Annotated in this window: 21 protein-coding genes; 12 read left to right on the top strand and 9 right to left on the bottom strand. The window is 69.7% G+C overall.

What is annotated here, in order from left to right; all coding sequences use genetic code 11:
• The first annotated feature begins 149 nt into the window (after positions 1–149).
• The 3 genes from H4W80_RS25275 to H4W80_RS25265 all read left to right on the top strand — a co-directional run bounded on the left by H4W80_RS25275 (position 150) and on the right by H4W80_RS25265 (position 3,519).
• Positions 150–1,178 carry a phosphotransferase family protein gene (locus tag H4W80_RS25275; protein ID WP_192787372.1) on the top strand — a complete coding sequence of 343 codons (1,029 nt, stop codon included), beginning with the start codon at positions 150–152 and terminating at the stop codon, positions 1,176–1,178.
• Positions 1,179–1,221: 43 nt separating this feature from the next.
• Complete coding sequence (locus H4W80_RS25270; RefSeq protein ID WP_192787371.1) at positions 1,222–1,971, top strand: SDR family oxidoreductase; 750 nt, start codon at positions 1,222–1,224, stop codon at positions 1,969–1,971.
• Between the two features lie 159 nt (positions 1,972–2,130).
• Positions 2,131–3,519, top strand: coding sequence for a GH39 family glycosyl hydrolase (locus tag H4W80_RS25265; protein ID WP_318787049.1), 1,389 nt, complete (start codon positions 2,131–2,133; stop codon positions 3,517–3,519).
• A 230-nt stretch (positions 3,520–3,749) separates the two neighbouring features.
• Here the strand turns inward: H4W80_RS25265 and H4W80_RS25260 are convergent, their stop codons facing one another.
• Both H4W80_RS25260 and H4W80_RS25255 read right to left on the bottom strand, forming a co-directional pair.
• Positions 3,750–4,850 (bottom strand): winged helix DNA-binding domain-containing protein, encoded by a 1,101-nt coding sequence (locus H4W80_RS25260; RefSeq protein WP_192787370.1) that lies wholly within the window; start codon positions 4,848–4,850, stop codon positions 3,750–3,752.
• On the bottom strand, positions 4,847–5,830 hold the full coding sequence (locus H4W80_RS25255) for an MDR family NADP-dependent oxidoreductase (protein ID WP_192787369.1): 984 nt from the start codon (positions 5,828–5,830) through the stop codon (positions 4,847–4,849). Before H4W80_RS25255 ends, H4W80_RS25260 begins: the two co-directional genes overlap by 4 nt.
• Before the next feature lie 91 nt (positions 5,831–5,921).
• Between H4W80_RS25255 and H4W80_RS25250 the strand changes: the two genes are divergently transcribed.
• Both H4W80_RS25250 and H4W80_RS25245 read left to right on the top strand, forming a co-directional pair.
• On the top strand, positions 5,922–6,884 hold the full coding sequence (locus tag H4W80_RS25250) for a helix-turn-helix transcriptional regulator (RefSeq protein WP_192787368.1): 963 nt from the start codon (positions 5,922–5,924) through the stop codon (positions 6,882–6,884).
• Positions 6,885–7,036: 152 nt separating this feature from the next.
• Positions 7,037–7,681 carry a DNA alkylation repair protein gene (locus H4W80_RS25245; RefSeq protein WP_192787367.1) on the top strand — a complete coding sequence of 215 codons (645 nt, stop codon included), beginning with the start codon at positions 7,037–7,039 and terminating at the stop codon, positions 7,679–7,681.
• Positions 7,682–7,857: 176 nt separating this feature from the next.
• Here H4W80_RS25245 and H4W80_RS25240 read toward each other — a convergent pair whose 3' ends face one another.
• A complete protein-coding gene (locus H4W80_RS25240; RefSeq protein WP_192787366.1) occupies positions 7,858–8,484 on the bottom strand; it encodes a TetR/AcrR family transcriptional regulator in 627 nt (208 codons plus the stop codon).
• Between the two features lie 90 nt (positions 8,485–8,574).
• On the opposite strand from H4W80_RS25240, the gene H4W80_RS25235 reads away from it, so the two are divergent.
• Together H4W80_RS25235 and H4W80_RS25230 are read left to right on the top strand one after the other, a co-directional pair.
• Entirely contained in the window at positions 8,575–9,012 is a 438-nt protein-coding gene (locus H4W80_RS25235) for a nuclear transport factor 2 family protein (RefSeq protein WP_192787365.1), read from the top strand.
• Positions 9,005–9,823, top strand: coding sequence for an NAD(P)H-binding protein (locus H4W80_RS25230; protein ID WP_192787364.1), 819 nt, complete (start codon positions 9,005–9,007; stop codon positions 9,821–9,823). The genes H4W80_RS25235 and H4W80_RS25230 overlap by 8 nt, the downstream gene beginning before the upstream one ends.
• A gap of 645 nt (positions 9,824–10,468) precedes the next feature.
• On the opposite strand, the gene H4W80_RS25225 is transcribed toward H4W80_RS25230, so the two are convergent.
• Together H4W80_RS25225 and H4W80_RS25220 are read right to left on the bottom strand one after the other, a co-directional pair.
• Complete coding sequence (locus H4W80_RS25225; protein WP_192787363.1) at positions 10,469–10,681, bottom strand: DUF397 domain-containing protein; 213 nt, start codon at positions 10,679–10,681, stop codon at positions 10,469–10,471.
• A complete protein-coding gene (locus H4W80_RS25220) occupies positions 10,671–11,498 on the bottom strand; it encodes a helix-turn-helix domain-containing protein (RefSeq protein ID WP_337960003.1) in 828 nt (275 codons plus the stop codon). Before H4W80_RS25220 ends, H4W80_RS25225 begins: the two co-directional genes overlap by 11 nt.
• Positions 11,499–11,695: 197 nt before the next feature.
• Between H4W80_RS25220 and H4W80_RS25215 the strand changes: the two genes are divergently transcribed.
• The 4 genes from H4W80_RS25215 (at position 11,696) to H4W80_RS25200 (ending at position 14,256) form a co-directional block, all read left to right on the top strand.
• Positions 11,696–12,139, top strand: coding sequence for an ATP-binding protein (locus H4W80_RS25215; protein ID WP_225963652.1), 444 nt, complete (start codon positions 11,696–11,698; stop codon positions 12,137–12,139).
• Between the two features lie 86 nt (positions 12,140–12,225).
• The gene (locus tag H4W80_RS25210; protein ID WP_192787360.1) at positions 12,226–12,546 is read left to right on the top strand and encodes a hypothetical protein; all 321 of its coding nucleotides are present in this window, start codon (positions 12,226–12,228) and stop codon (positions 12,544–12,546) included.
• 183 nt (positions 12,547–12,729) lie between these two features.
• Positions 12,730–13,560 carry a WXG100-like domain-containing protein gene (locus H4W80_RS25205; protein WP_192787359.1) on the top strand — a complete coding sequence of 277 codons (831 nt, stop codon included), beginning with the start codon at positions 12,730–12,732 and terminating at the stop codon, positions 13,558–13,560.
• Between the two features lie 291 nt (positions 13,561–13,851).
• Positions 13,852–14,256, top strand: coding sequence for a hypothetical protein (locus H4W80_RS25200; RefSeq protein WP_192787358.1), 405 nt, complete (start codon positions 13,852–13,854; stop codon positions 14,254–14,256).
• Between the two features lie 94 nt (positions 14,257–14,350).
• On the opposite strand, the gene H4W80_RS25195 is transcribed toward H4W80_RS25200, so the two are convergent.
• Positions 14,351–14,905 (bottom strand): dihydrofolate reductase family protein, encoded by a 555-nt coding sequence (locus H4W80_RS25195; RefSeq protein ID WP_192787357.1) that lies wholly within the window; start codon positions 14,903–14,905, stop codon positions 14,351–14,353.
• A gap of 121 nt (positions 14,906–15,026) precedes the next feature.
• Between H4W80_RS25195 and H4W80_RS25190 the strand changes: the two genes are divergently transcribed.
• Entirely contained in the window at positions 15,027–15,725 is a 699-nt protein-coding gene (locus H4W80_RS25190; protein WP_318787048.1) for a nucleoside/nucleotide kinase family protein, read from the top strand.
• On the opposite strand, the gene H4W80_RS25185 is transcribed toward H4W80_RS25190, so the two are convergent.
• From H4W80_RS25185 to H4W80_RS25175, 3 genes are all read right to left on the bottom strand, one after another.
• Positions 15,718–16,350: a GNAT family N-acetyltransferase gene (locus H4W80_RS25185; RefSeq protein WP_192787355.1), complete on the bottom strand. Its 633-nt coding sequence runs from the start codon at positions 16,348–16,350 to the stop codon at positions 15,718–15,720. The two genes, H4W80_RS25190 and H4W80_RS25185, sit on opposite strands and share 8 nt — an antisense overlap.
• 6 nt (positions 16,351–16,356) lie before the next feature.
• Positions 16,357–17,514, bottom strand: coding sequence for a DUF418 domain-containing protein (locus H4W80_RS25180; protein ID WP_318787047.1), 1,158 nt, complete (start codon positions 17,512–17,514; stop codon positions 16,357–16,359).
• A 109-nt stretch (positions 17,515–17,623) separates the two neighbouring features.
• Positions 17,624–20,980 (bottom strand): hypothetical protein, encoded by a 3,357-nt coding sequence (locus H4W80_RS25175; protein WP_192787353.1) that lies wholly within the window; start codon positions 20,978–20,980, stop codon positions 17,624–17,626.
• Position 20,981 lies beyond the last annotated feature (1 nt).

The following is a 20,981-nucleotide window of genomic DNA, read 5'->3' as shown; positions in this document are numbered from 1 at the left end:
CCGTCGGCATGCCACTGTGTTTCAAGCTTGAGGGGGGACCTGTACAGCCAGGGTAAAGGTTATTACCAGAGCAGTCGTAACCGCAGGTCCCGAACGTTACCGAACTCTCAGGTGGTATTCAGGACCGAGTCGCGTTCTAATCTGGGTTCATGACCGTACCTGGCATCGACCGGCCCGCCCTGATCGCGTGGATGGGCCGGAACGTGCCCGACGCGGGCGAGCCCCTGTCCGTCTCGCTGATCTCGGGCGGCAGGTCCAACCTCACCTACCTGATCGAGGCCCGCGACCGCCGCCTGGTGCTGCGCCGGCCGCCGCTCGGCCACGTGCTGCCCACCGCCCACGACATGCGGCGCGAGTGGCGGGTCGTCTCGGCCCTGTCGGCCACGCCCGTGCCGGTGCCCGCGCCGGTCGCGTTCTGCGGTGACGAGTCCGTCATCGGGGCGCCGTTCTATCTCATGGGGTACGTGGAGGGGGCCGCCGTACGGACCCGGGAGGAGCTCGGCTCGCCGTCGCCGGCGCACACGCGGCGGCTGTCGGAGCGGCTGGCCGAGGTGCTGGCGGCCATCCACGCCGTCGACTACCGCGAGGTGGGGCTCGGGGACTTCGGGCGGCCCGAGGGCTACCTGGCCAGGCAGCTCGAACGGTGGGGGCAGCAGTGGGAGCGGTCGAAGACGGCCGACCTGCCCGAGTACGACCGGCTGGTGGAGCGGCTGAGGCGGCGGCTGCCCGCCACCTCCGACAGCACGCTGGTGCACGGCGACTACCGGCTGGACAACACGTTGATCAGGTTCGGGGAGCCGATCGAGATCATGGCCGTGGTGGACTGGGAGATGTCCACGCTGGGGGATCCGCTGGCCGACCTGGGGCTGACGCTGACGTACTGGCACGATGAGGGGGACGAGGAGCGGGCGCGGATTCCCGTGGCGGGGGACGTGACGCTGGCGCCGGGGTTCATGAACGCGGCGGAGTTCGCCGCGCACTACGCCAAGGTCTCCGGCCGGGATATTTCGGATCTTGGGTTTTACGTGGCTTTCGGCAACTTCAAGCTCGCGGTCATCGTGGAGGGTATCCACGCCCGGTTCCGGCAAGGTAAGACCGTTGGGGAGGGATTCGACCGCATCGGGTCCGCGGTGCCCGCGCTGATCTCCCGTGCGCACCGCATGCTCGACCAGCCCTGACGGTCCGGCCTTCGCGAGGACCCCCGACGCAAGGAGCGACGCCATGAGCACAGTTGCACTCATCACCGGAGCGGCCAGCGGCATCGGGGCGGCGGTGGCACGGCGGCTGTCGGCGGGCGGCGTCAAGTGCGTCCTCGTCGACCTCGACGGTGAGGGCGTCGAGAGGCTGGCCAAGGAGGTGGAGGGCGCGTGGCTGGCCGCCGACGTCAGCCGCGAGGAGGCGTCGCTGGAGGCGGTGGCGCTGGCCGAGCAGCGCTACGGACGGCTCGACCTGGTCCACCTGAACGCGGGGATCCCGGGCCGGGTGGACCTGGCGGACTTCGACCCGGAGCGTTACCGCCAGGTGGTCGGGGTGAACGTGGACGGCGTCGTCTTCGGCGTGCGGGCCGCGGTCCCGCTGCTCAAGCGGTCGGGCGGGGGCGCCATCGTGGCCACCTCCTCGCTGGCCGGGCTCGTGGGCTTCGCCGGAGACCCGATCTACACGATGACCAAGCACGCCGTCGTCGGCCTGGTCAGGGCGCTCGCCGAGCCGCTGGCCGCCCAGAACATCCGCATCGGCGCCGTCTGTCCTGGATTCACGGACACGCCGCTGGTGGCGGAGTCGCGGGAGATGTTCGTCAACGCCGGGTTCCCGCTGCTCACGGCCGAGGACGTGGCCGCCGCCGTCGAGTCCGCCTTCTACGCCGAGACCCCCGGCACGCTCCTGGTCGTGCAGCCCGGCCGGCCGCCGGTCCCGTACCGCTACGCAGGGGTCCCGGGCCCCGCTGGGGGCCGGCGTCCTCCTGTTTCCTGAACGGATCCGGCAAGTTCCTTGCAAGTGGGGCGATTAGCCTATTTAGGGTCAGGCTCTTGTACGTTTGCACTCTCTGGAACGTTCGCAACCCTCGCAGAATCCTGAGCCCTTGTAGGTTCGTGAGTCCTTGTACCTTTGCCGCAGCATGAGGAGCGTTCGGTGATTCCGACTGACGGCCGGCACGCACGACGACGATCGCCGTGGCCGCTCGCGCTGGGAGCAGGCGTCCTCGCCGTCGTGCTGGTGGCGGGCATCATGGTCTACGCGTCGATGCGCAGCCAGTCACGCAGCGTGTTCAAGGGCGACGACGTCGCCACGACCCTCCCCAGCGAGCCCGCGCCGCGGCTGGAGCAGCCGCCCGCGCTCGACAACTGGCCGCGCTGGGGCGTCACCCACACCCAGTACAGCGCCGACAACGAGCCGCCGCAGGTCGTGGAGGAGGCCAGGGGCGTGCTCGGCCGGGTCCCGATGCTGCAGAACCAGCACATCATGGGCTGGGGTGTCGGCAACCCGGAGCCCAGCCCGGGGCAGTTCAACTTCCGCGACCTGGACCGGCGGCTGAAGTTCATGGCGTCGTCGCGGGCGGTGCCCGTCATCACGCTGTGCTGCGCGCCGGACTGGATGAAGGGCGGGCAGGCCGGGCGTACGGACTGGAGCAAGAACCACACGGTCGCGCCCAAGCGCGAGCATTTCGACGACTACGCCAAACTGGCCGTCCAGGTCGCCAAGCAGTATCCGACGGTCAGGCACTACATGGTGTGGAACGAGTTCAAGGGCTTCTGGGACCCGTCCACCAACCGCTGGGACGCCGAGGGGTACACCGAGCTGTACAACAAGGTCTACACGGCCCTGAAGAAGGTGAACAAGGACATCCAGATCGGCGGCCCGTACATCCCCATCGAGACCAACTCCAAGGGCGGACCCTCGGAGCTGAGCGGCCCGTGGGGCACGGTGGACCAGCGGGCGCTGGACGCGATCACGTACTGGCTGGACCACAAGAAGGGCGCCGACTTCGTCGTGGTGGACGGCGCGTCCATGACGAACGACCGGGGCAACGTACCCGACGACTTCGCCGCCCAGGGCAAGTTCGCCGCCATCACGACGTGGCTGCGGCAGAAGAGCGACGACCTGCCCGTGTGGTGGGCCGAATGGTACGTCGAGCCGGAGAACTCCGGCTGGTCGGAGGAGAAGCGCACGGCGGTGCAGGCGACGGCGCTGATGGAATTCGCCAAGAGCGGCGTGACGACGGCCCTCTACTGGAACCCGCAGCAGAAGAGCCAGGGCGAGTGCGCCGGCTGCCTCTGGAGCCCCAAGGTGGGCGGGGAGATGCCGATGGCGGGCCTGCTCAGCGGCTTCACCAAATGGTTTCCGGCGGGCGTACGCGTCGAGCCCGTGACAACCTCGGACCCCAAGATCAAGGCAATCGGCCAGGAACGCCAGGTGGTCATGGTGAACACCTCGGACCGCGAGGTGACGGCCACGGTGGACGGCCGCCAGGTGACCCTGAAACCCCACGAAATCAAATGGTCGGGCCGCGGCGGCACCTAAAGAACGGGCTTCCAGCCAGCGCCTCCCAGGGGGCTCCCGCCCCCTTCGACCCCCCCGAAACCCCCGCTCGCTGAGCTCGCTTTGGGGCTCCGCCGGTTACCGAAGGTCCGCAGAAAGCCTCGGCCTTCACTTCAGGGCGGGGAGCAGGTCAACCAGTGGGTTGAGGAGCCCGGCAGCTCCGAGAGCCGGTCCACCGCCGAACCTACGGATCCTTTCGATATCCCGGACGGTCAGGATGACCGGGTCACGATCGGGCCGCTGTAGGACACGTTCCTGACTCCCACGAACGGCAGCAGGCGCTCTGTCTCCTGCTCCAAGGCGGCCTGATCGGTCGCGGTCAGGGCGCGGAACGGGTTGAGGCGCAGGGTCTCGCCTTCGAGGGACCAGGTTCCGTGCACATGGCCGTTCACGAGGAAGGTGGGCCGTACTTGTGCCTGGCCGGGCATCACGCGCTTTCGGTCCTCGTGGCTGATGATGCGGGTCCGGTCGGCGTGGCCGAGCAGGGCGTTGTCGAAGGCCGGCAGCAGCCGCACGGGGGCGGGCGTGTCGGGGTCGGGCAGTTCCACGTCGGCCAGGTCGATCAGTTCCCTGCCGTCGGGATCGCGGTAGTGGCGCAGTTCGGCGCGCATGTCGGAGACGACCTCGCCGAGGCGGGTCAGCCCGGACCAGGCCTGTACGTCCATGATCCCGGCTGGGCCGAACGCTGCCAGATAGCGGCGGATGAGGTCCTTGGCGGTTGCCGGCGCCATGGGCCGGCCGAGCCAGGTCTCGGCGGGGGTGACAGAGACGGCCGACCGGGTGCCCCAGGAGCCCCATGCGCCGGTGGCCGGGTTGTGGATGAGGGGGGTTCTGAGCTCGACCTCCCCGGCGAGGACGCGCCCGTCGCGGCCTGGGTGGCGTTCGGCCAGCCGTCGAGCCAGCTCCTTTCGCGGTGTCGTCCCGCCCGCCAGCAGCTCAAGCCCGGTGGCGATCAGCGAGGCGCTGTCCAGGCCTGCGCTGTTGCGGGCGAAGTAGGCCGAGCGGGCGGTGCGATCGAGGACGGGCTGCAGCAGCGGCCGCAGTCGGCGGAAGTCGTCGGCCGCGGCGAGGTGCTGGGTGCTGCGGAGCAGGCCGGAGCGGACCACCTTCCGGTCCTCCAGCAGCGTGGTGAGCTCGGAGTGGGTGAAGTCGCAGATCCTGCTCCACAGCCCGACGTAGGGCCAGTTGGGTTCTTGCGCCTGCAGCGCGACCAGGCGCCCGATCACCTCCAGCGGGGTGCGATCGGTGCGGGCCAGTAGGAATTGGCGGCCCAGCAGGGCCCGGTTCAGGGCCCTGCTCGAGAGAGCCGTCATGACAGCCGCACCGAGACATTGCCCCGGTAGGAGCCCTGGAGCAGGGACAGGAAAGCCTGCGGCACGTCTTCGAGCTCGCCCTTGATGACCGTCTGCGGGTAGACGAAGCGGCCCTCGCCCAGCCAGGTGCTGAAGTGTTCCCGCCAGGCGGCGATCTGGTCGGGGGTGTGGTAGCAGGAGAACGGCCGCAGCTCGACACCCCTGGCCTGGGCCGCGGCCTGGTCGGGCTCGGGGAAGCGCTCCGCCGCATCGCCGAGCTGGCTGGACAGCGAGCCGCACAGCGCGAAGCGGGCGCCGGGCCTGGCCGCCTGCAGCGCGGCCTGATACTGCTCGCCGCCCACGACGTCGAAGAACACCGAAACGCCCGCGGGCGCGAGCTCTCGGAGCCGGTCGACCGGAGAGCCGTCGTGATAGTCGAACGCAGCGTCGTAGCCGAGCTCGTTCACCAGATAGTCGACCTTGGCCGGGCTGCCGGCGCTGCCGATCACCCGCGCCGCGCCCAGGCATTTGGCGATCTGCCCGGCCAGTGAGCCGACCCCGCCCGCGGCGCCGGAGACGAACACCACGTCGCCCTCGCCGACGCCCGCCACGTCGGCCATCCCGTAGTAGGCCGTCGGTCCCTGACCGAGGTAGTAGCCGGGGTCGGCGATGGGATCAAGCTTCATGTACTGGGCGGCTGGGCCCGCCGAATACTCGCTCCAGCCGGTCATCGACTGGACCAGGTCGCCAACCGCGAGCTCGGGGCTGTCGGACCGGACGACGGTGCCGATGGCGGCCACGCCCACCCGCCGGCCCGGCTGCCAGGCCGGTACCGGGAGGGTGCAGTCCGCGCGCATCAACTCCAGGTAGGTCGCGGCAAGCCCTACCTGGTCAGTTCGTACCACAACCTCGCCGTCCACCTCGGTGGTGGCGACAGCGAAGTGGTCGAGCGTGGGGGTGCCGACGATCTGGGCGGTCAGCTGGATCTCGCGGGTGATCATTTCTTGGTCCTCGTGTCGGTTGAGCCTTCGAAATCGACACTAAAGAGGCTTCCGGTCACTTTTTGACCGGAAGTCGGGCGAGGATGGCGGTATGGCGAACACCAGCTCACGGACCCTCCGACTGCTCTCGCTGCTCCAGACCCACCGTCACTGGTCCGGCGCGGAACTGGCTGACCGGCTCGGGGTATCCGAGCGGACCCTGCGCCGTGACGTTGACCGGTTGCGCGAGCTTGGTTATCCGGTCAGCGCGGCCCGGGGGACCGACGGCGGCTACCAACTCGCGCCCGGCGCCGTCCTGCCGCCGCTGCTGCTGGACGACGAGGAGGCGGTGGCCCTCGCGGTGGGCATCGGCGACGCGGCGCAGAGCGGGATCGCCGGGATGCAGGAGGCGTCGCTCCGCGCGCTCACCAAGGTGATTCGGGTCCTACCGCCCCGGCTGCGGGCCAGGGTGGATGCCCTGCGGGAGATGACCCTCTCCGTCGCCGCGTCCGGGCCGGTCGTCGCGGCGCAGGTGCTCACCGTGGTCGCCCAAGCCTGCCGGGACCAGGAGCGGCTGCGCTTCGACTACACCGCCAGAGGCTCCGCCCGCACCGAGCGCGAGGTCGAGCCGCACCGCCTGGTCGCCCTCGGCGGACGCTGGTACCTGGTCGCCTATGACCTGACCCGGCACGACTGGCGAAGCTTCCGCCTCGACCGGCTGACCGAGCCGGCCGGGACCGGCACGCGATTCCGGCCGCGTCCACTCCCGGCCGAGAACGCCGCGGCCTTCGTCCGGGCAGCCAGCGGAGCCCCGGCGCCGTACACGGTCCAGGCGCTCGTCCATGCCCCCGCGACCCGGGTACGGCAGGCGGTCGGCCAGTGGGGCACGATCGAACCGCTCAACGACGACACCTGCCGGGTCACCATGACCTCGACCTCTCTCGATTGGCCGACCCAGGCGCTGGGCAATGTGGGCGCCGAGTTCGAGGTGCTGGGGCCGCCGGAGTTCGCCGCGCACGTCCAGGAGTGGGGCGCCCGCTTCATCCGGGCCACCAGCGCGACCGACGGACCGTAAGGCCAACTGACTTCTCGTCACCTACGCGTCTGCCGGCGGAGCTCCACGCTGAACGGGCGCGTACGACAGGAGGCCGACTTCCCTCGTAGGCTGATCCCGCACGTGGTGCGGACAGGAGGCTGAAGGTGGCCGGGACGACGGTGGCCGAGGTGATGGCCGAGCTGGCCGAGCTGGAGGACCCGAAGGCGCGCGAGGTGAACGCGAGACACGGTGACGATCACGGCGTGAACCTCAGCAAGCTGCGCGCGCTCGCGAAGCGGCTGAAGACGCAGCAGGAACTCGCGTGCCGGCTCTGGGAGACGGAGGACTCCGCGGCGAGGCTGCTGGCGATCCTGATCTGCCGGCCGAAGGCGTTCGAGCGTGACGAGCTGGACGTCATGGTGCGCGGGGCGCGCGCACCCAAGGTGCACGACTGGCTCGTGAACTACGTGGTGAAGAAGAACCCGCACTCCGAAGAGCTGCGCGTGGCCTGGTTCGCCGATCCGGACCCAGTGGTCGCGAGTGCCGGTTGGGCGCTGACCACCGAACGCGTGGCGAAGAAGCCCGAGGGACTCGACCTCGCGGGACTGCTCGACGTCATCGAGGCGGAGATGAAAGACGCCCCGGATCGCCTGCAGTGGGCGATGAACCACTGCCTGGCTCAGATCGGGATCGAGCACGCCGAGCACCGTGCCCGTGCGATCGACATCGGTGAGCGCCTGGAGGTGCTCAAGGACTACCCGACCTCCCCGGGCTGCACGTCTCCGTTCGCGCCCATCTGGATCAACGAGATGGTGCGCCGGCAGCACGACAAGTAGGAAGGTCCTCACTCGGAACGCGGCACCCGGTACGAACCGCCGGGCGGCGGCGGCCTGGACCGGCCAGAGAGCCGCACGCCGGCACCGGCCGATCCGCCAGGCCGCGCTCTTGATCCTCATGAGAGCAATCCGGGCGGCTCGCGGTGGAGTCTTTGATCGAGCAGTTCGCCGGACGATCACAACGCGAGGGGCGGGTGATCCGATCGGCCGGCGGCGGTCCCGTTGAGTGCTCGCAGGATCATGTCGGTGAGCCTGTCGAGATAGCCCGCTCCCGGCTCCACGGACCGGACGACGAGCCGCCAGTAGACCGGCGCGGCGATCAGATCGAGGGCGAGCTCCAGATCGGTGTCCGGTGGCAGCTCGCCGCGCTTGATCGCGCGCTGGAGCATCACCACGCCCCGCTCGCGCTTCGGCGTGCCGACCATGGCCTCGACCACCTCGGCCAACTCGGGGTCGCGGGCCACCTCGGTCACCAGGTCGGGCATGATCCGGGAGAAGCGGGGATGGGTCAGCCAGGCCAGCAATGAGTCCAGGCTCGCACGCAGGTCGCCGCGGAGCGAGCCGGTGTCGGGGACGACGACCCTCTCCATGCTGAACTCGGCGATCGCCGAGATCGTCATCTCCCGCTTGGACCGCCAGCGACGGTACAGCGCGCTCTTGCCCACGCCCGCCCGTCTGGCGACCGCTTCCATCGACAGCCGCGCGTAGCCCTGCTCGGCCAGTTCGTCGAGGGCGGCTTCGACGATCGCCTTGGTGACCGTGGGCTGCAGCACGGCTGCGCCAGTGGGAGGGCGGCGGGTCATGTGACGAGTCTAGCGAGTGGACGGTACGGGTCCGTCCCGTGGTAGTTTCTGGTCGGGACGGTACCGTACCGTCCATACGAAGGAGCTACGATGAACCCCCGTGAACTGGTGGAACACGCTCTGGATCTCCTGCTGGCGAAGGACATGCGGGCCTTCGCCGGACTGTGGGCGGAGGCCGGCGTGATCGAGTTCCCCTTCGCGCCGCCCGGCTACCCCGAGCGCGTCGAAGGCAGCACCGCAATCCAGAAGTACCTTCGCGGTTACCCTGATCTTCTTGACGTCCAGGAGATCACCGAGAAGGTGGTGCACCAGAGCGTCGACCCGGAGGTGGTGATCGCCGAATTCGAGGCCGCCGGCCTCGTGGTCGCCACGGGGAAGCCGTACCGCATGCGCTACGTCGCCGTCATCACCGTGCGGGACGGCGAGATCCAGCGGTACCGCGACTACTGGAACCCCCTGGCCGCGGCCGAGATCATGGGTGGCGCTGACGAGCTCTCCACCGCTTTCGCCGGAGGCGTCGATGGCTGACGTCCTGGTCATCGGCGCGACCGGCACCACCGGCTCCCTCGTGGCCGCCTTCCTGCGGGACCGGGGCGTCCCGGTGCGGCCGGCGAGCCGTACGCACGGCCTTCCCGGGCACGTGCGCTTCGAATGGGCGGACCCGGAGACCCACGCGCCGGCACTGTCCGGGGTCTCGGCCGTCTACCTCGTCGCCCCCATCGGTGTGGCCGAGCCCGCCCCGCTCGTGGCGCCCTTCCTGAACGAGGCCACCCGCCAGGGCGTCCGGCGAGTGGTGCTGCTCAGCTCGTCCGCGGTGTCGGAGAGCGCGACGGGGCTCGGCGCGCTGCACGGCCTCGTCCGCACCAGTGCGCCCGGGTGGACGATCCTGCGGCCGTCGTGGTTCATGCAGAACTTCGCCGGCGACTCCCTCGCACTCAGGACGCGGGACGGTGAGATCCTCTCCGCGACGGGGCAGGGCCGGGTGGCCTTCATCGACGCGGGCGACATCGCCTCCGTCGCCGGGCACGCCCTGACCGACGAGGTGCCGCACAACACCGAGCACCTGCTCACCGGCCCCGAAGCGCTCAGCTACACCGAGGTCGCCGATGCCATCGCCCGGCACACCGGCAGGCCACTGCGCCATACAGCCGTGACCGTGGACGAACTCGCCCGGCACTTCGCCGTACACGGCCTGTCTCCGGACTTCGCCACGGCACTCGCCGCGCTGGACGCCGACATCAGCGGCGGCGCGGAAGACCGGGTCACCGACGCCGTCGAGCGCATCACCGGCCGCCCGGCCCGCGCATTCCGGGATTTCTGCGCCCGGGAGATCCGATGAAGCCAGACACGCGACCGCCCCTCACGGGCGGCGAACCTGACGGCCGCGCTTGCCGCGGCCGCTAACGGGTGATCACGGCGAAGACGGCGATGGACAGCGCGTAGCACAGCACGATCAGAAGCGCTCCGGCGGCGCCGGCGAGGAACGAGCGGGGTGCAGAGGCGGCACCCGCCCACGGCCACAACGGCCGCCGTTACCCCAAGAGCGGGCCTTTGGAGCTCACCCGAGCGATCCCGTGCTGGTCGGCCTGGGTTGGCTCGCGATCTAGCGAGGGTCGTGCTCGGCGAGGAATCGCAGGCTTTCTCGCAGGTCCCGCGATATCCGGGCACCGTCGAGCTGCTCGGCCGATGTCAGCGCACGGCGATTAGCGTGCCGATTCGGCGCCTGTGGTTCGGCGGGGTGGGGTTTCTCTTTGAGGCGCGGCGGGCGACTTTTCGGAGCGCCCTCTTCCTTGATCGTGGAAACTCTCAAGACAGAGACCTTTCTACGTCTTCCCACCTGCGACGTTACGGTCATCTGTCGTAGTCACACATGCCTCCGGGCGTGTATGGAGGCTTCCATCATCTCGATGTAGGGATCTTGGCGTGCTGGAGCACGGAGAAGGGGCTTGGAAGGGATTCGAACCCCTCCTCCGTGCTTTTCCGGCTAGAAATCGAATTCGCCCTTGGCCATGCCGTCCTTGAACGCGGCCCACTCTGACGCGGTGAATACCAGGGCGGGGCCGGTGCGGTCCTTGCTGTCTCGTACGGCGACGCGTCCACCGCTGAGGGGAGCTACTTCGACGCAGCTCCCGCCGTTACCGCCGGATGCCTTGGCCTTGCGCCATGCGGCGGTTGCCAGTTCGTTGTCAGTCTCCATACCTCTCCATCACCTCACGAATGATCTGCTCGCTTACATTCACCGGATGGGCCATGCTGCTCAAGGCATCCCAGCGCACGCTGAGGGCTCGGACTTTGTCGGTGTTACTTATTACCTCTCCTGTCAAGGAGCTTTCCAGATAGGCGATGTCAGGTGAGCCATCCGCCTGCGCGATCTCGAACGCGCCCAGTAGTCCCGTGGTGAGCCCTGCGGCCAAGGGCACGATCCTGACTGTGATGCACGGATGCTTCATGACGCTGAGGAGATGCGCGAGCTGCTCCCTCATCACCTCTGCCCCGCCGACTGGTCGGGAAAGGACGTTTTCGTCGATGAGCGTCGAATACATGGGTGGCTTCGGCTGGCCGAATACTGCTTGACGCTTGAGCCGGATCTGGACGCTCTTCTGTACCTGATCGGGAGGGACGCCGGGCTCTCCGAGAAAGATCTGCTCCGCGTACCTCTCCGTCTGGAGGAGCCCGGGGATCAGGGACGGCTCGGAGGTGCGGATGGTGTGGGCGGCGGCCTCGATGCCGGGCCATGGCCTGAACCACTTGGGGCCGAAGTCGTTGTGGATTTCGGGCAGCAGTTCCTTCAGCTCTCCATTAAGCCCGAGAACGCGCTCGATCTCCTCCGTGAAAGCCGCGCCCGGCGTACGCTTACCGCGTTCGACGGCCCCTATCTGGCTCTCGCTGTAGGTGACCCCGGGAGCTGCGGCAAGGCGTTCCTGCGACAGCCCTTGACGTGTCCGAAATTTCCGCATCCGCGCGCCATACTCCGCTCGTGCGCGTAGGCCAGGTCCTTCCCCGTTAACGGTCATATCACGTCCCTTCGCCTCTGTCTCCGCACGTCCCTACAAGGCCCACACACACTTGGCCGGTGGCTGGCGGAAAGTGAAGCCGCCTTTTGGAAACACAACGTAACTGCACGACGCCATGCTGTGCAGTGGCTACGGAGTTTTATGCATGTGTAGCCCTCCACCTTCCGACCGCTCTTGTGTGCTTCGAGGTGATTTCCATGCGGCAAGGCGCGACAGTGCCTCGGCGATTGCGGTGTACCACTCTGCGGCAGGATCCGTACGCACCCCACCGCGCCAGGCTGGCCGTGAGAGCCTGGCTGGGACCGGCGCATCCCGCCCTGCATGACACCGAGCTCGTCGCCTCCGAGCTGGTCACCAACGCTGTCAGGCACGCGCTCAAGGGTCCCGGTCGCGACTGGGTCCGCCTCCGTCTGGACGAAGCGGTGCCTTGCCTCCGCCTCGTCGTCACCGATCCGGGCAATCCCATGTCGGAGCCGGAATGCCTGCCGCTCCCGGCTGACTGGAATGAGTGGATCCCGCATATGAGGCGGCCCGGAGGCATGGGTATCGCCACCGTCGCCGCGATCTGCGAGGGGGCGTGGGGCACGTACCTCACCAAGCGAGAGGAACGCGTGGTCTGGTGCCAGATCCCCATTCGGTGAACGGCTTCTGACCTTTGTTTATACATTTTCAGCTTCCTTGAAGAGGAGCCTCGTCCCAGTATCCGCGCGCTACGGTTCCGGCGGCGGTGACGGACGAGCGACGGGGAGCCGACGTGGGGCGCGAGTGGCGGATCCAGTCGGCCGCTCTGGAGGGCGGGGCACGCCGGGTGGAGGAGGCGGCGGGGATCATGACGGGGGCGGCCGCTGCGCTGCGGACCGGGACCGAAGGGCTGGAGCCGTGGGGTACGGGGGCGGTCGGCACGGTGATGGCCGCCGTACGGGACCTCATGGGGGAGGCGTGCGCGCACCTGGGGGACAACCTGGCGGAGACGGGCGCGGCCATGCGGGCGATGGCGGTGGAGGCCGTCGCTGCCGACGCCGCGGCGGTTCCCCGGCGTGACCTGTAGCAGGGTTCCGGAGACGGTCAGGGGAGGGCGAGCGCACTCGGCCCCGGCGAGGCAACGGGATACGGCCTGGGGAGGGCGACCGCATCCGGTCTCGGTGAGGCGGCGGGATACGGCCTGGGCGGGGCGGTCCCGGTGGTGCTGATGGCTGGGCCGGGGTTTGAGGCTGGGCTTCGGCTGCTCGGTGTGCCCTGGCCGGACGAGGACGAGCAGGCCCTGCGCGAGGTCGCCGCCGCATACCGGGCGTTCGCCGACACGCTCGACAAGCACGCCGTCCCCACGATGACGGCGGGTGTGGTGACGGCCGCCGCGGCCGGTGACGGCGACGACGTCGCGGCGATGCGGGCCTACACGGCCGACTACCACCACGAGGGCGGGCACCTCACCACGCTCGCCTCCCTGTCCCGCCTGCTCGCGGACGGCCACGAGCTGGTCGCCACGGTCGTCGAGCACCTGAAGGTCTTCCTGGCAGCCTCCGCCGCGTACGTGGTGGCCGCCGTGGCGGCGGCTGCGGTCGCGGGCGGGGCGGCGATGGTGGCCGCGTACCGGCAGGTGGCCGAGCGCCGGGTGGTCGTGCAGCGGGCGGTCGCGGCCTTCCGCCGCACCCTCGAACGCCTCTTCGGCCGTACACTCGCCCAGAAGGTGCGCGACCGGCTGCGGCCGCTCCTCGAGGCTCGCCCGCCCACCGCGGCGGCGCGGCGCGGAAGGTCGCCCGTCGCGCCGAACGCGACCGTGCGCCAGCTGAAGGACCTCATCTGTCCCGACCTCGACCGCAGCGCGCTGAGCCGGGGAAAGACCGACCACTACGCGCGCCTGCCGGACCACAAGCTGCTCGAAGCGGTGTTCAAGCCGGGCGAGGACATGTACATCACGGTCAGGGGGCGGGTCGTGCTCGACGGCAATCACCGAACTGAGGCGCTGCTGCGCCGGGCGTACCTGAGCGACCGGCACCCGGAGGACACCTCGATCACGTGGGACACCCCGATCCACATCCGCCGCCTGGACGACGACGCCTGACGGTGGGTGCGGACCCCGCCTGTCCGATCCGCCACGCGGGACGGCCCTGGCCTGCCCGGTGGTTTGCCGTCGACGGGCCCGTCCCGGAGCTGGTGATGAAGGCCGCGCCCGGCCAGGTCGGCGTGCGGAGGTCCCCGGCGGGAGATCAGAGCTGCTGCGGTGTCGTGTCAGCGGCCGCGTCAGGACGGCGACGGGTCGGTATCAGAGCGGTCGGCGATGGTGGATGGCATGAACGGTTCAGCGTCTGCCCGTTCAGTCGAACCTCGTAACAGCTTGAAGGAGCACACCACCATGTCCATCACCCTCACCGACCAGGACAAGCTCACCCTGCGGACCGCCGCGTGGGGCGCCGTCTCGCTGATGTCCGCCGCCGGCGCCGCCGGCTCGGCCCACAAGGTCGCCACCGAGGGCTCCATCGCCCTGACCTCCGCGACCGGCGTGGTCGGCCACGTGCTCGCCAAGGCCCCCAAGGGCGTCAAGTACGGCAAGTCCGTAGCCGAACTCGCCGACCAGGTGCTGCCGGCCCTGACCGCGTCCATGAGCCTGCTCAAGCGGCAGGACCCGGCAGAGGCCGACAACTTCCGCAGCACCGTCATCGTCGCCCTCGAAGCAGCCGCCGGGACCCACCGGGGCCGGCCCAGCCCCACCCTGGCCGAGATGACCCGCAAGATCACCGGCGTTCTCGACGCCGCTTGATGAAATCCGGAGTCTGCGCTCGTCCAGGATCGCGCGCGGGCGCACCCACGAGGGGCCCAGTGGGTGCGCCCGTGCGCGATCCGCTCCTGGTCGGTCAGGGGCGTACGTACCGCCGGAACATGATTCCCGAGGCGAAGGAACGGTGCTCGACCAGGCGCAGCCGCAGGTTCTCTCTCACGGGCAGGTACGGCTTGCCGCCCCCGATGATCACGGGGGACGCGTACACCCAGAACTCGTCGATCAGGTCCACCAGGGAGACGGCCAGTTCGGCGCCGCCGAGCTGGAGGGTGCCGTCGATCTCCTGCTTGAGGCGCGTCACCACGGACACGGCGTCCTTGCGGCGGACGAGCGTGAGCCCTTCGGGGACGGTCTGGATGGTGTCGGAGAAGACGTACCGCGGCGTCTCCTTGTAGAGCTGGGCGAACTCTCGCTCAAGGGCCGGGGCGCCCTCCTTGCCGAGGTCCTGCGTCCAGGGCTTTTCCATCGCCTCGTACAGCCGCCGCCCGAACAGGAACGCCTCGATCCGGCGAACATGGTCGCTCGCCGCCTGCTGGAAGTCCTCGTCCGGGTCGGAAAAGTCCAAGCCACCGGCGGAATCCTCGATGTAGCCGTCCATCGAGGTGTTCATCCAGTAGATGATCTTGCCCATTAAAACTCCTCCTTGGTCGTAGCGGTCGTCCGGAGTGGAGACCCGATGGAGCGCCGAAACTCATCGCAATCTTGGTGGATAGGGTGTGCTGGTGGGATTGTCTGGTGCTTCTGGTGTGCGGGTGCAGTATTCGGTCTCGACCTGGCAGCAGCCCTGCCCGGCGCCGGCCTCGCCGGAGCGTTCCGCGCTCGTGGCGCGGGTCGCCGAGCGGGTGCTGGCCTGCGGCGGTGGGCGGGTGCTGGTGGGGATCGACGGGTTCACCGCCTCGGGCAAGACGAGCTTCGGGCACGAGCTGGCCGAGCAGATCGTCAGGGCGGGGCGGCCCGCCCTGCGCGCCACCCTGGACGACTTCAAGAAGCCGTGGAAGGACCGCCACCTCTACGACCGCGAGTCGGGCGAGGGCTACTACCGCAACGCCTACGACTACGAGGCGGTCAAGAGGCTGCTCCTGGAGCCCGGCCGGTCCGCCGAGGCGGGGGCGTGTGCGCTGTGCGGCATCGATCCGCTGACGCAGATCGATCATTCCGGGACGACGACGCCGCTGGCGGCGGACTCGGTGGTGGTCGTGGACGGGGTGTTCGCGTTCCGGCCGGAGATCGACAAGTACTGGGATTTCCGGATCTGGATGGACGTGGACGCCGAGCTGTCGGTACGCAGAGGGGCCGAACGCGACCAGGACTGGGCCGGGTCGGAGGCCGAGTCGATCCACCGGAACCGCTACCTCGTCGCCGAGCGCATCTACCTCGAGGAGGCCGACCCGCTGCCGCGGATGGACGTCGTCATCGACAACACCGTCTTCGCCCGGCCTCGCATCAGGTGAGCCCGAAGAGCGGGAGGCAGGGCGCAAGGCCGTCGATCCGTACGGGGACGGGGTCGGTGAAGTCGGCCCGGTCGAGGCGGAGGCGCTGCTGGACCGCCCGCCTGCCGCGTACCTCGTCCACGATCAGCCCGTCCGGCCGGTAGCCGAGCTTGCCGGAGACGCCCAGCGAGGCCGGGTTGTCCAGGTACGCGCTGGAGACCGCCGTCAAGGCCCCGAGCCCCGTGAAGGCCAGATGGAGGACGGCGGCGCGCATCTCCGTGCCGAGGCCCTCGCCCTGATGGGCGCGGCCCAGCCACGAGCCCGTGTGTACCTCGCGGGTGACCCGGAAGCCGTGCGCGGACAGGTCCTGGGTGCCGATCACCCGCCCCTCGTGGACGACGACGAAGTTGCAGCACCACCGCTCGGGCTGCCAGCGCGACATGATGCCGAGCTGGTGGCGGACGACGTTGCCCGGCAGCTCGTCGGCGGGGGCGTCCGTCCACGGCACGCCGAACGGCATCACGTCCGGATCGTGCACGCCTTCGGCGGCCCGGTCGGCCAGCTCGTCGAGATCGTCCAGAGAGGGCATGCGCAGTTCTAGGCGGGGCGTGGTGAGGCGGAGGTCGAGCACGGGCCAGTTGCGCATGTCCCGTTACTTCTCCACAGAGTGGCGCGGGCGGCTGGGGCTTGGTTTGCGCCAGTACGTGAGGAAGCGCAGGATCCACTCCACGGGCCCGTACCGGTGCCTCTTGAGCCACCAGTGGCTGTAGAAGACCTGGCAGACGAAGACGCCGAGCGCGATCAGCACCTCCAGCGGCGGGCTGACCCGGTCCACGAGCGCCAGCCCGTACCCCGTGAAGATCAGCGAGCAGATCAGCGACTGCGCCAGATAGTTGGACAGCGCCATCCGGCCCGGCGCCGCGAGCGCCCGGGCGATGCGCGGCATGTACGGCAGCAGCCGCAGGAACGTCGCCGCGTACGCGGCCGCCAGCAGCGGGGCCGTCACCAGGTCCACGGCCTCGCCCCAGAACTTGTGCATCGTGCCGTGCCAGGCCGACGTCGTGTAGACGAAGGCGCCCGCGAGCCCGACCGTGAACCCCGCCCACTGCAGCTTGCGCAGCGTCCCCGTGTGGGCCGACAGGTCGCGCAGCGCGCCCAGCTTGCCGACCGCCAGGCCGATCAGGCACGCCGCCAGCACCGCCGGGCCCTGGAACAGCACGCGGAAGACGATGATCAGCGACAGCTTCCTGAGGTGCTCGGAGATGATCTGCACGGCGGAGGCCGCCAGCGCCGTGTCCGCCTTGGTGGCCTCGGCGGCCGAGTCCGCCACCGTGCCGCCCATGTCCAGGCCGAACGTGGCGAGCAGGGCCAGCAGCACGAAGCCGAGCGCGAGCATCGCGGTCAACATGACCGCCAGCACCACCGCGGCCTTGGGCCGGAGCTTGCGGAAGATCAGCAGGGCCAGGCCAACGGCCGCGTACGTCGTCAGGATGTCCCCGGGGAACAGCAGCACGGCGTGCGCCAGCCCGATCAGCAGCAGCCCGGCCAGGCGACGCAGGAACATCGGCCCGAACGGGCGCCCCTGCCGCGCCGCCGAGTCGACCTGGAGGGTGAAGCTGTAGCCGAACAGGAAGGAGAACAGCAGGTAGAACTTGTTCTCCACGAGCAGCGTCACGGTGAACCGCACGGTCCAGTCCACCGGGGACTGGAAGGCGGGCTCGGCCATCCCGGCCATCCGGTAGCCGGAGGCCAGGAAGGCGATGTTGACAACGAGGATGCCCAGGAGTGCGAAGCCTCGTAAGGCGTCCACGGAAGCGATCCTCGCAGCCGCGAGTCGTGCGTTCGGCATGACGGGGAGTGTCTCCTGTGTCCTCATATGGAGAACATCATCCCGCAGAAGCTGAGCGTTTCCTGTGAATTTAGTTATTTTGTGCGATGTAGATGAATCGTTCGATGATCACCGCTAGCGCGACCACGAAAGCGGGCACGGCGAGGAAGAGCAGGCGCTTCCTGGTCTTGCGCGCCCGGTTGGGGCCGTTCAGCCGAATGACCTCGTACGCGAAGAGCGAGACCCAGGTCACGGCCAGCGCGCCGATGCCCACGGGCGTCCACGGGGTGGTGGGGTCGCCGCGTCCCTTGTAGGGCTGCGGTTCGGGGATCTCGGTGCCCCGGACGAACTTCTTCCAGGTGTAGAGGGCCGCGTCCTGGTTGGAGAACACCCGTTTCAGGTCCGGCGAGGCGTCCAGGGCCGCGCGGAACTTCGTCCCCCAGTCCTCCGGGAAGCCCTCGTTGAGCTGCAGGTAGCTCACCTGCCCGCGGCTCACGATCAGGTACGAGTTACGCGGTTGCTCCTTGAGCGCCGCGACCGCGTCCGAGATCTGCGTCGGGTCCTTGTACACACGGGCCTGTACGCCGAAGTTGACCAGTTCGACGTCCTTCTCGCCCCACGGCAGGGTCGGCGTGACCTCCGGCCCCGTCTTGGGCACCAGGTAGAGCACCTTGGCGCTCGGCTTGTCGTGCTGGTAGACGTAGTGCAGCGCGGCCACCTCGCCCGTGGTGACCCGCTCGAACTTCTCGTTGCCGTACCTGGCCAGCAGGAACGCGAACGCGAACAGCACCGCGAAGCACGCCGCGAGCACGACCGAGAGCTTCTTGGTGAGCTGCGGGTTGAAGCGCACGTTCCGCTTGCGCAGCGGCACGGTCTCCTCGCGCACGTCCGCGCTGTCGGCCGGCAGGTTGGGGAAGAACGCGTACGCGGCCAGCAGGCAGGCCCCGGGCAGCGCGAACATGTAGATCCGCAGCCCGATCTCGCCGCCGTAGCTCTGCAGCCCCAGCGCCAGCACCGGCACACAGAGCAGGATCAGCGCCGACCGGTCGAACACCCCGCGCCGGAACCGCCTGAACAGCCCCGTGGCCGCCAGGCTGAGGATCACCACGAGGATGCCGAGCCGCGCCTGCAGCACCAGCGCGTGCGCGGGGTCGCTGCCCTCGATGCGGTCGCCGGTGCTGTTGCCGATGTTCTGCAGGATCCGGCCGAAGCCGCCGAAGATGGCGCCGATCTGGCTGGACCAGAAGCCCACCGTCATGTAGCTGATCCAGGCCAGCACGAGCAGTCCGAGGAAGAACGGCAGCCCCCAGGTCAGCGACGTCCGCTTGAAGATGAGGAACGCCGTCACGACCCCGAGCATCATGAACGGGGTGATCTGGTGCGAGGCCACCGACGCGACGAACAGCGCCAGCAGCATCATCAGCATGAGCAGCTTGTCGGCCCGGTACGTGCCGGTGTTGGCCAGCTCGCCCGGGGTCATCGCGTCCAGCTTGCCGAGCAGCTTGCGCAGGCCCTTGGGCGGGATCGGCTTCGTCCGCTGCTCGACCCGTCCGAACCATCTGAGCAGGATCGCGATGAACGCCAGGTACAAGGCGAACGTGAAGCCCTGCGGCGAGAAGTAGTCCTGCCCGATCCACTGCACCAGCACGAACAGCAGCGCCGCGAACCACCGCGCCCGCGTGGTGGCCACGACCTGGCGCAGGATCAGCACGAACGGGAGCAGGTAGAGCAGGTTGGAGACGAGCGGCGTCCACTGCAGGATCGGCGTCAGGTCGGTGATCCCGGCGGCCTTCGTCACGAAGGCGAACAGCGCGAAGAAGCCCGGCCAGCCCATGCGGGCGTCGATGCTGATGGCCGACTCGCCGGTCCGGCTGATGAACTCCACGAAACCGGCGTGGATGTACGCCGTGGGGAAGCGCGGCGCCGTGGCCACCAGGGCTCCCGCGCCGTGCAGGGCGAAGGTGATGGCGGCGATCTGGAACAGCAGGAGGAACTTGCGGTCGGTGCTCTGGGCGACCGTGACGAAGAACGACACGATCATGATGAGGATGGCGATGAACGCCGTCGTCGGGAGGGCGGAGATCAGGCCCAGTCCGTCGATGTTGTCGGGGTTCACGCCGCGCAGGGGGCCTGGGGCGACCTTGAGGGCCAGGATGTACATGACCAGGCCCTCGATGACCAGCAGCACGGGTAGCCACTTGGGCGCGCTGGCGACCAGCGCGCCGATCCGGCCGCCGAGCGTGCGCGGCTTGCCGGGGGCCACCTGAGGGGCCGGTCGGGGGGTCGCCTGCTGGGGCGGGACCTGCTTCGTGGCGATCTGGGGGGCCGCGGTCTGCGGGGGCGCTGCGGGCGGGGCGGCGGCGGGCATGGGCGACGCTTGCGACGGCGCTTGCGGCGCATCCACAGGCGCGGCAGCACCTGCCCCGCTGGCACTCGCCCCGCTGGCGGCTGACCCGCTGGCGGCCGCGCCACTGGTGGCCGACCCGTCGGCAGGCGTCGCTCCGGTAGGCGTGGCTCCGGTAGGCGTCGTTTCGGCAGGGGTCGTTCCGGCGGGCGTCGCCCCGGCCGGTGCTCCTCCGGCGGAGGGCTCTGAGGCGGGACGGGCTATGGGCACGGGCACGGTCCCGGCGGCCGAGGCCTCGGTGACGGGCCGCTTGGCAGGCGCCTCCTTGGGCGCGGCGCCTTTGGCGGTGCTGGACGCGGCGGTGTTGGACGCGGCGGTGCTGGGCGTGCCGGTGCCGGGCTTGCCGTCCGACCCCTTGGCGGGCGCTTCGGCCGCCGACGCGCCCTTGGCGGGGGCCTTCCCGGGCGCGGCGTCCTTGGCGGCGCCAGGCGCGGCCGGGCTGGACGTGGCGGCGCTGGACGCGGCGGTGCTGGGCGTGGCAGCGCTGGGTGTGGCGGTGCCGGGTTTGGCGGTGGTGCCGGGCTTCGTGCTCGTCGCCTTCGCCGATGCGCCACGCTGCCCGTCGCCGTCGGCCCGCGCACCATCGGCGGCCTGCGGCCCGCTCGCCGGCTGCGGCCGAATGTCCGCCTTGGCGTCAGCGGCCGGCTTCCCGTCGCCGGTCGCCTGCGGCCCGCTCGGCGGCTGTGGCCGGAGGCCGGGCTTGGTGGCGGAGGTGTCGGCGGGGGGTGCGAAAGCGGCGCCCTGCGCCGGGGTGGTCACCGTGCCCGTCGCGTCCGGGTCGGCCGCCTCCTCCACCGTGGGCGGGTGCCCGATGTGCAGGGTGGCCGGCAGCCGGATCATCGTCGTGTCCGAATCCGGCTCGGCGTCCTCCGCAGTCCCGTCGTCCGAAGGCGGGCCCTCCGGGGGAGCGGTGTCGAACGTCAGCTTCGGGATGACCCCGGTCGCCTCCGGATCGAAGGGCACGTCTGACTCCTCCTTGTCTCCGCGCACGCCCCCGCGCACCTCCGAGGAGCTTGCAGTGCCGTCGCCGTCCCGTTGCTTCACG

The organism is Nonomuraea angiospora (genome assembly GCF_014873145.1).
Taxonomy (GTDB): domain Bacteria; phylum Actinomycetota; class Actinomycetes; order Streptosporangiales; family Streptosporangiaceae; genus Nonomuraea; species Nonomuraea angiospora.
The sequence above is the reverse complement of the archived record's forward strand: the minus strand, read 5'-3'. Positions and strand labels throughout refer to the sequence as shown.

Coding starts and splice junctions, on each gene's coding strand:
- H4W80_RS25240 (WP_192787366.1), bottom strand. CDS start 8,484: ATGACCCGCCGCCCTCCCACTGGCGCAGCCGTGCTGCAGCCCACGGTC.
- H4W80_RS25270 (WP_192787371.1), top strand. CDS start 1,222: ATGAGCACAGTTGCACTCATCACCGGAGCGGCCAGCGGCATCGGGGCG.
- H4W80_RS25185 (WP_192787355.1), bottom strand. CDS start 16,350: ATGCGCAACTGGCCCGTGCTCGACCTCCGCCTCACCACGCCCCGCCTA.
- H4W80_RS25250 (WP_192787368.1), top strand. CDS start 5,922: ATGGCGAACACCAGCTCACGGACCCTCCGACTGCTCTCGCTGCTCCAG.
- H4W80_RS25200 (WP_192787358.1), top strand. CDS start 13,852: ATGTCCATCACCCTCACCGACCAGGACAAGCTCACCCTGCGGACCGCC.
- H4W80_RS25230 (WP_192787364.1), top strand. CDS start 9,005: ATGGCTGACGTCCTGGTCATCGGCGCGACCGGCACCACCGGCTCCCTC.
- H4W80_RS25255 (WP_192787369.1), bottom strand. CDS start 5,830: ATGATCACCCGCGAGATCCAGCTGACCGCCCAGATCGTCGGCACCCCC.
- H4W80_RS25275 (WP_192787372.1), top strand. CDS start 150: ATGACCGTACCTGGCATCGACCGGCCCGCCCTGATCGCGTGGATGGGC.
- H4W80_RS25195 (WP_192787357.1), bottom strand. CDS start 14,905: ATGGGCAAGATCATCTACTGGATGAACACCTCGATGGACGGCTACATC.
- H4W80_RS25220 (WP_337960003.1), bottom strand. CDS start 11,498: ATGACCGTTAACGGGGAAGGACCTGGCCTACGCGCACGAGCGGAGTAT.
- H4W80_RS25225 (WP_192787363.1), bottom strand. CDS start 10,681: ATGGAGACTGACAACGAACTGGCAACCGCCGCATGGCGCAAGGCCAAG.
- H4W80_RS25215 (WP_225963652.1), top strand. CDS start 11,696: ATGCGGCAAGGCGCGACAGTGCCTCGGCGATTGCGGTGTACCACTCTG.
- H4W80_RS25245 (WP_192787367.1), top strand. CDS start 7,037: ATGGCCGAGCTGGCCGAGCTGGAGGACCCGAAGGCGCGCGAGGTGAAC.
- H4W80_RS25260 (WP_192787370.1), bottom strand. CDS start 4,850: ATGACGGCTCTCTCGAGCAGGGCCCTGAACCGGGCCCTGCTGGGCCGC.
- H4W80_RS25235 (WP_192787365.1), top strand. CDS start 8,575: ATGAACCCCCGTGAACTGGTGGAACACGCTCTGGATCTCCTGCTGGCG.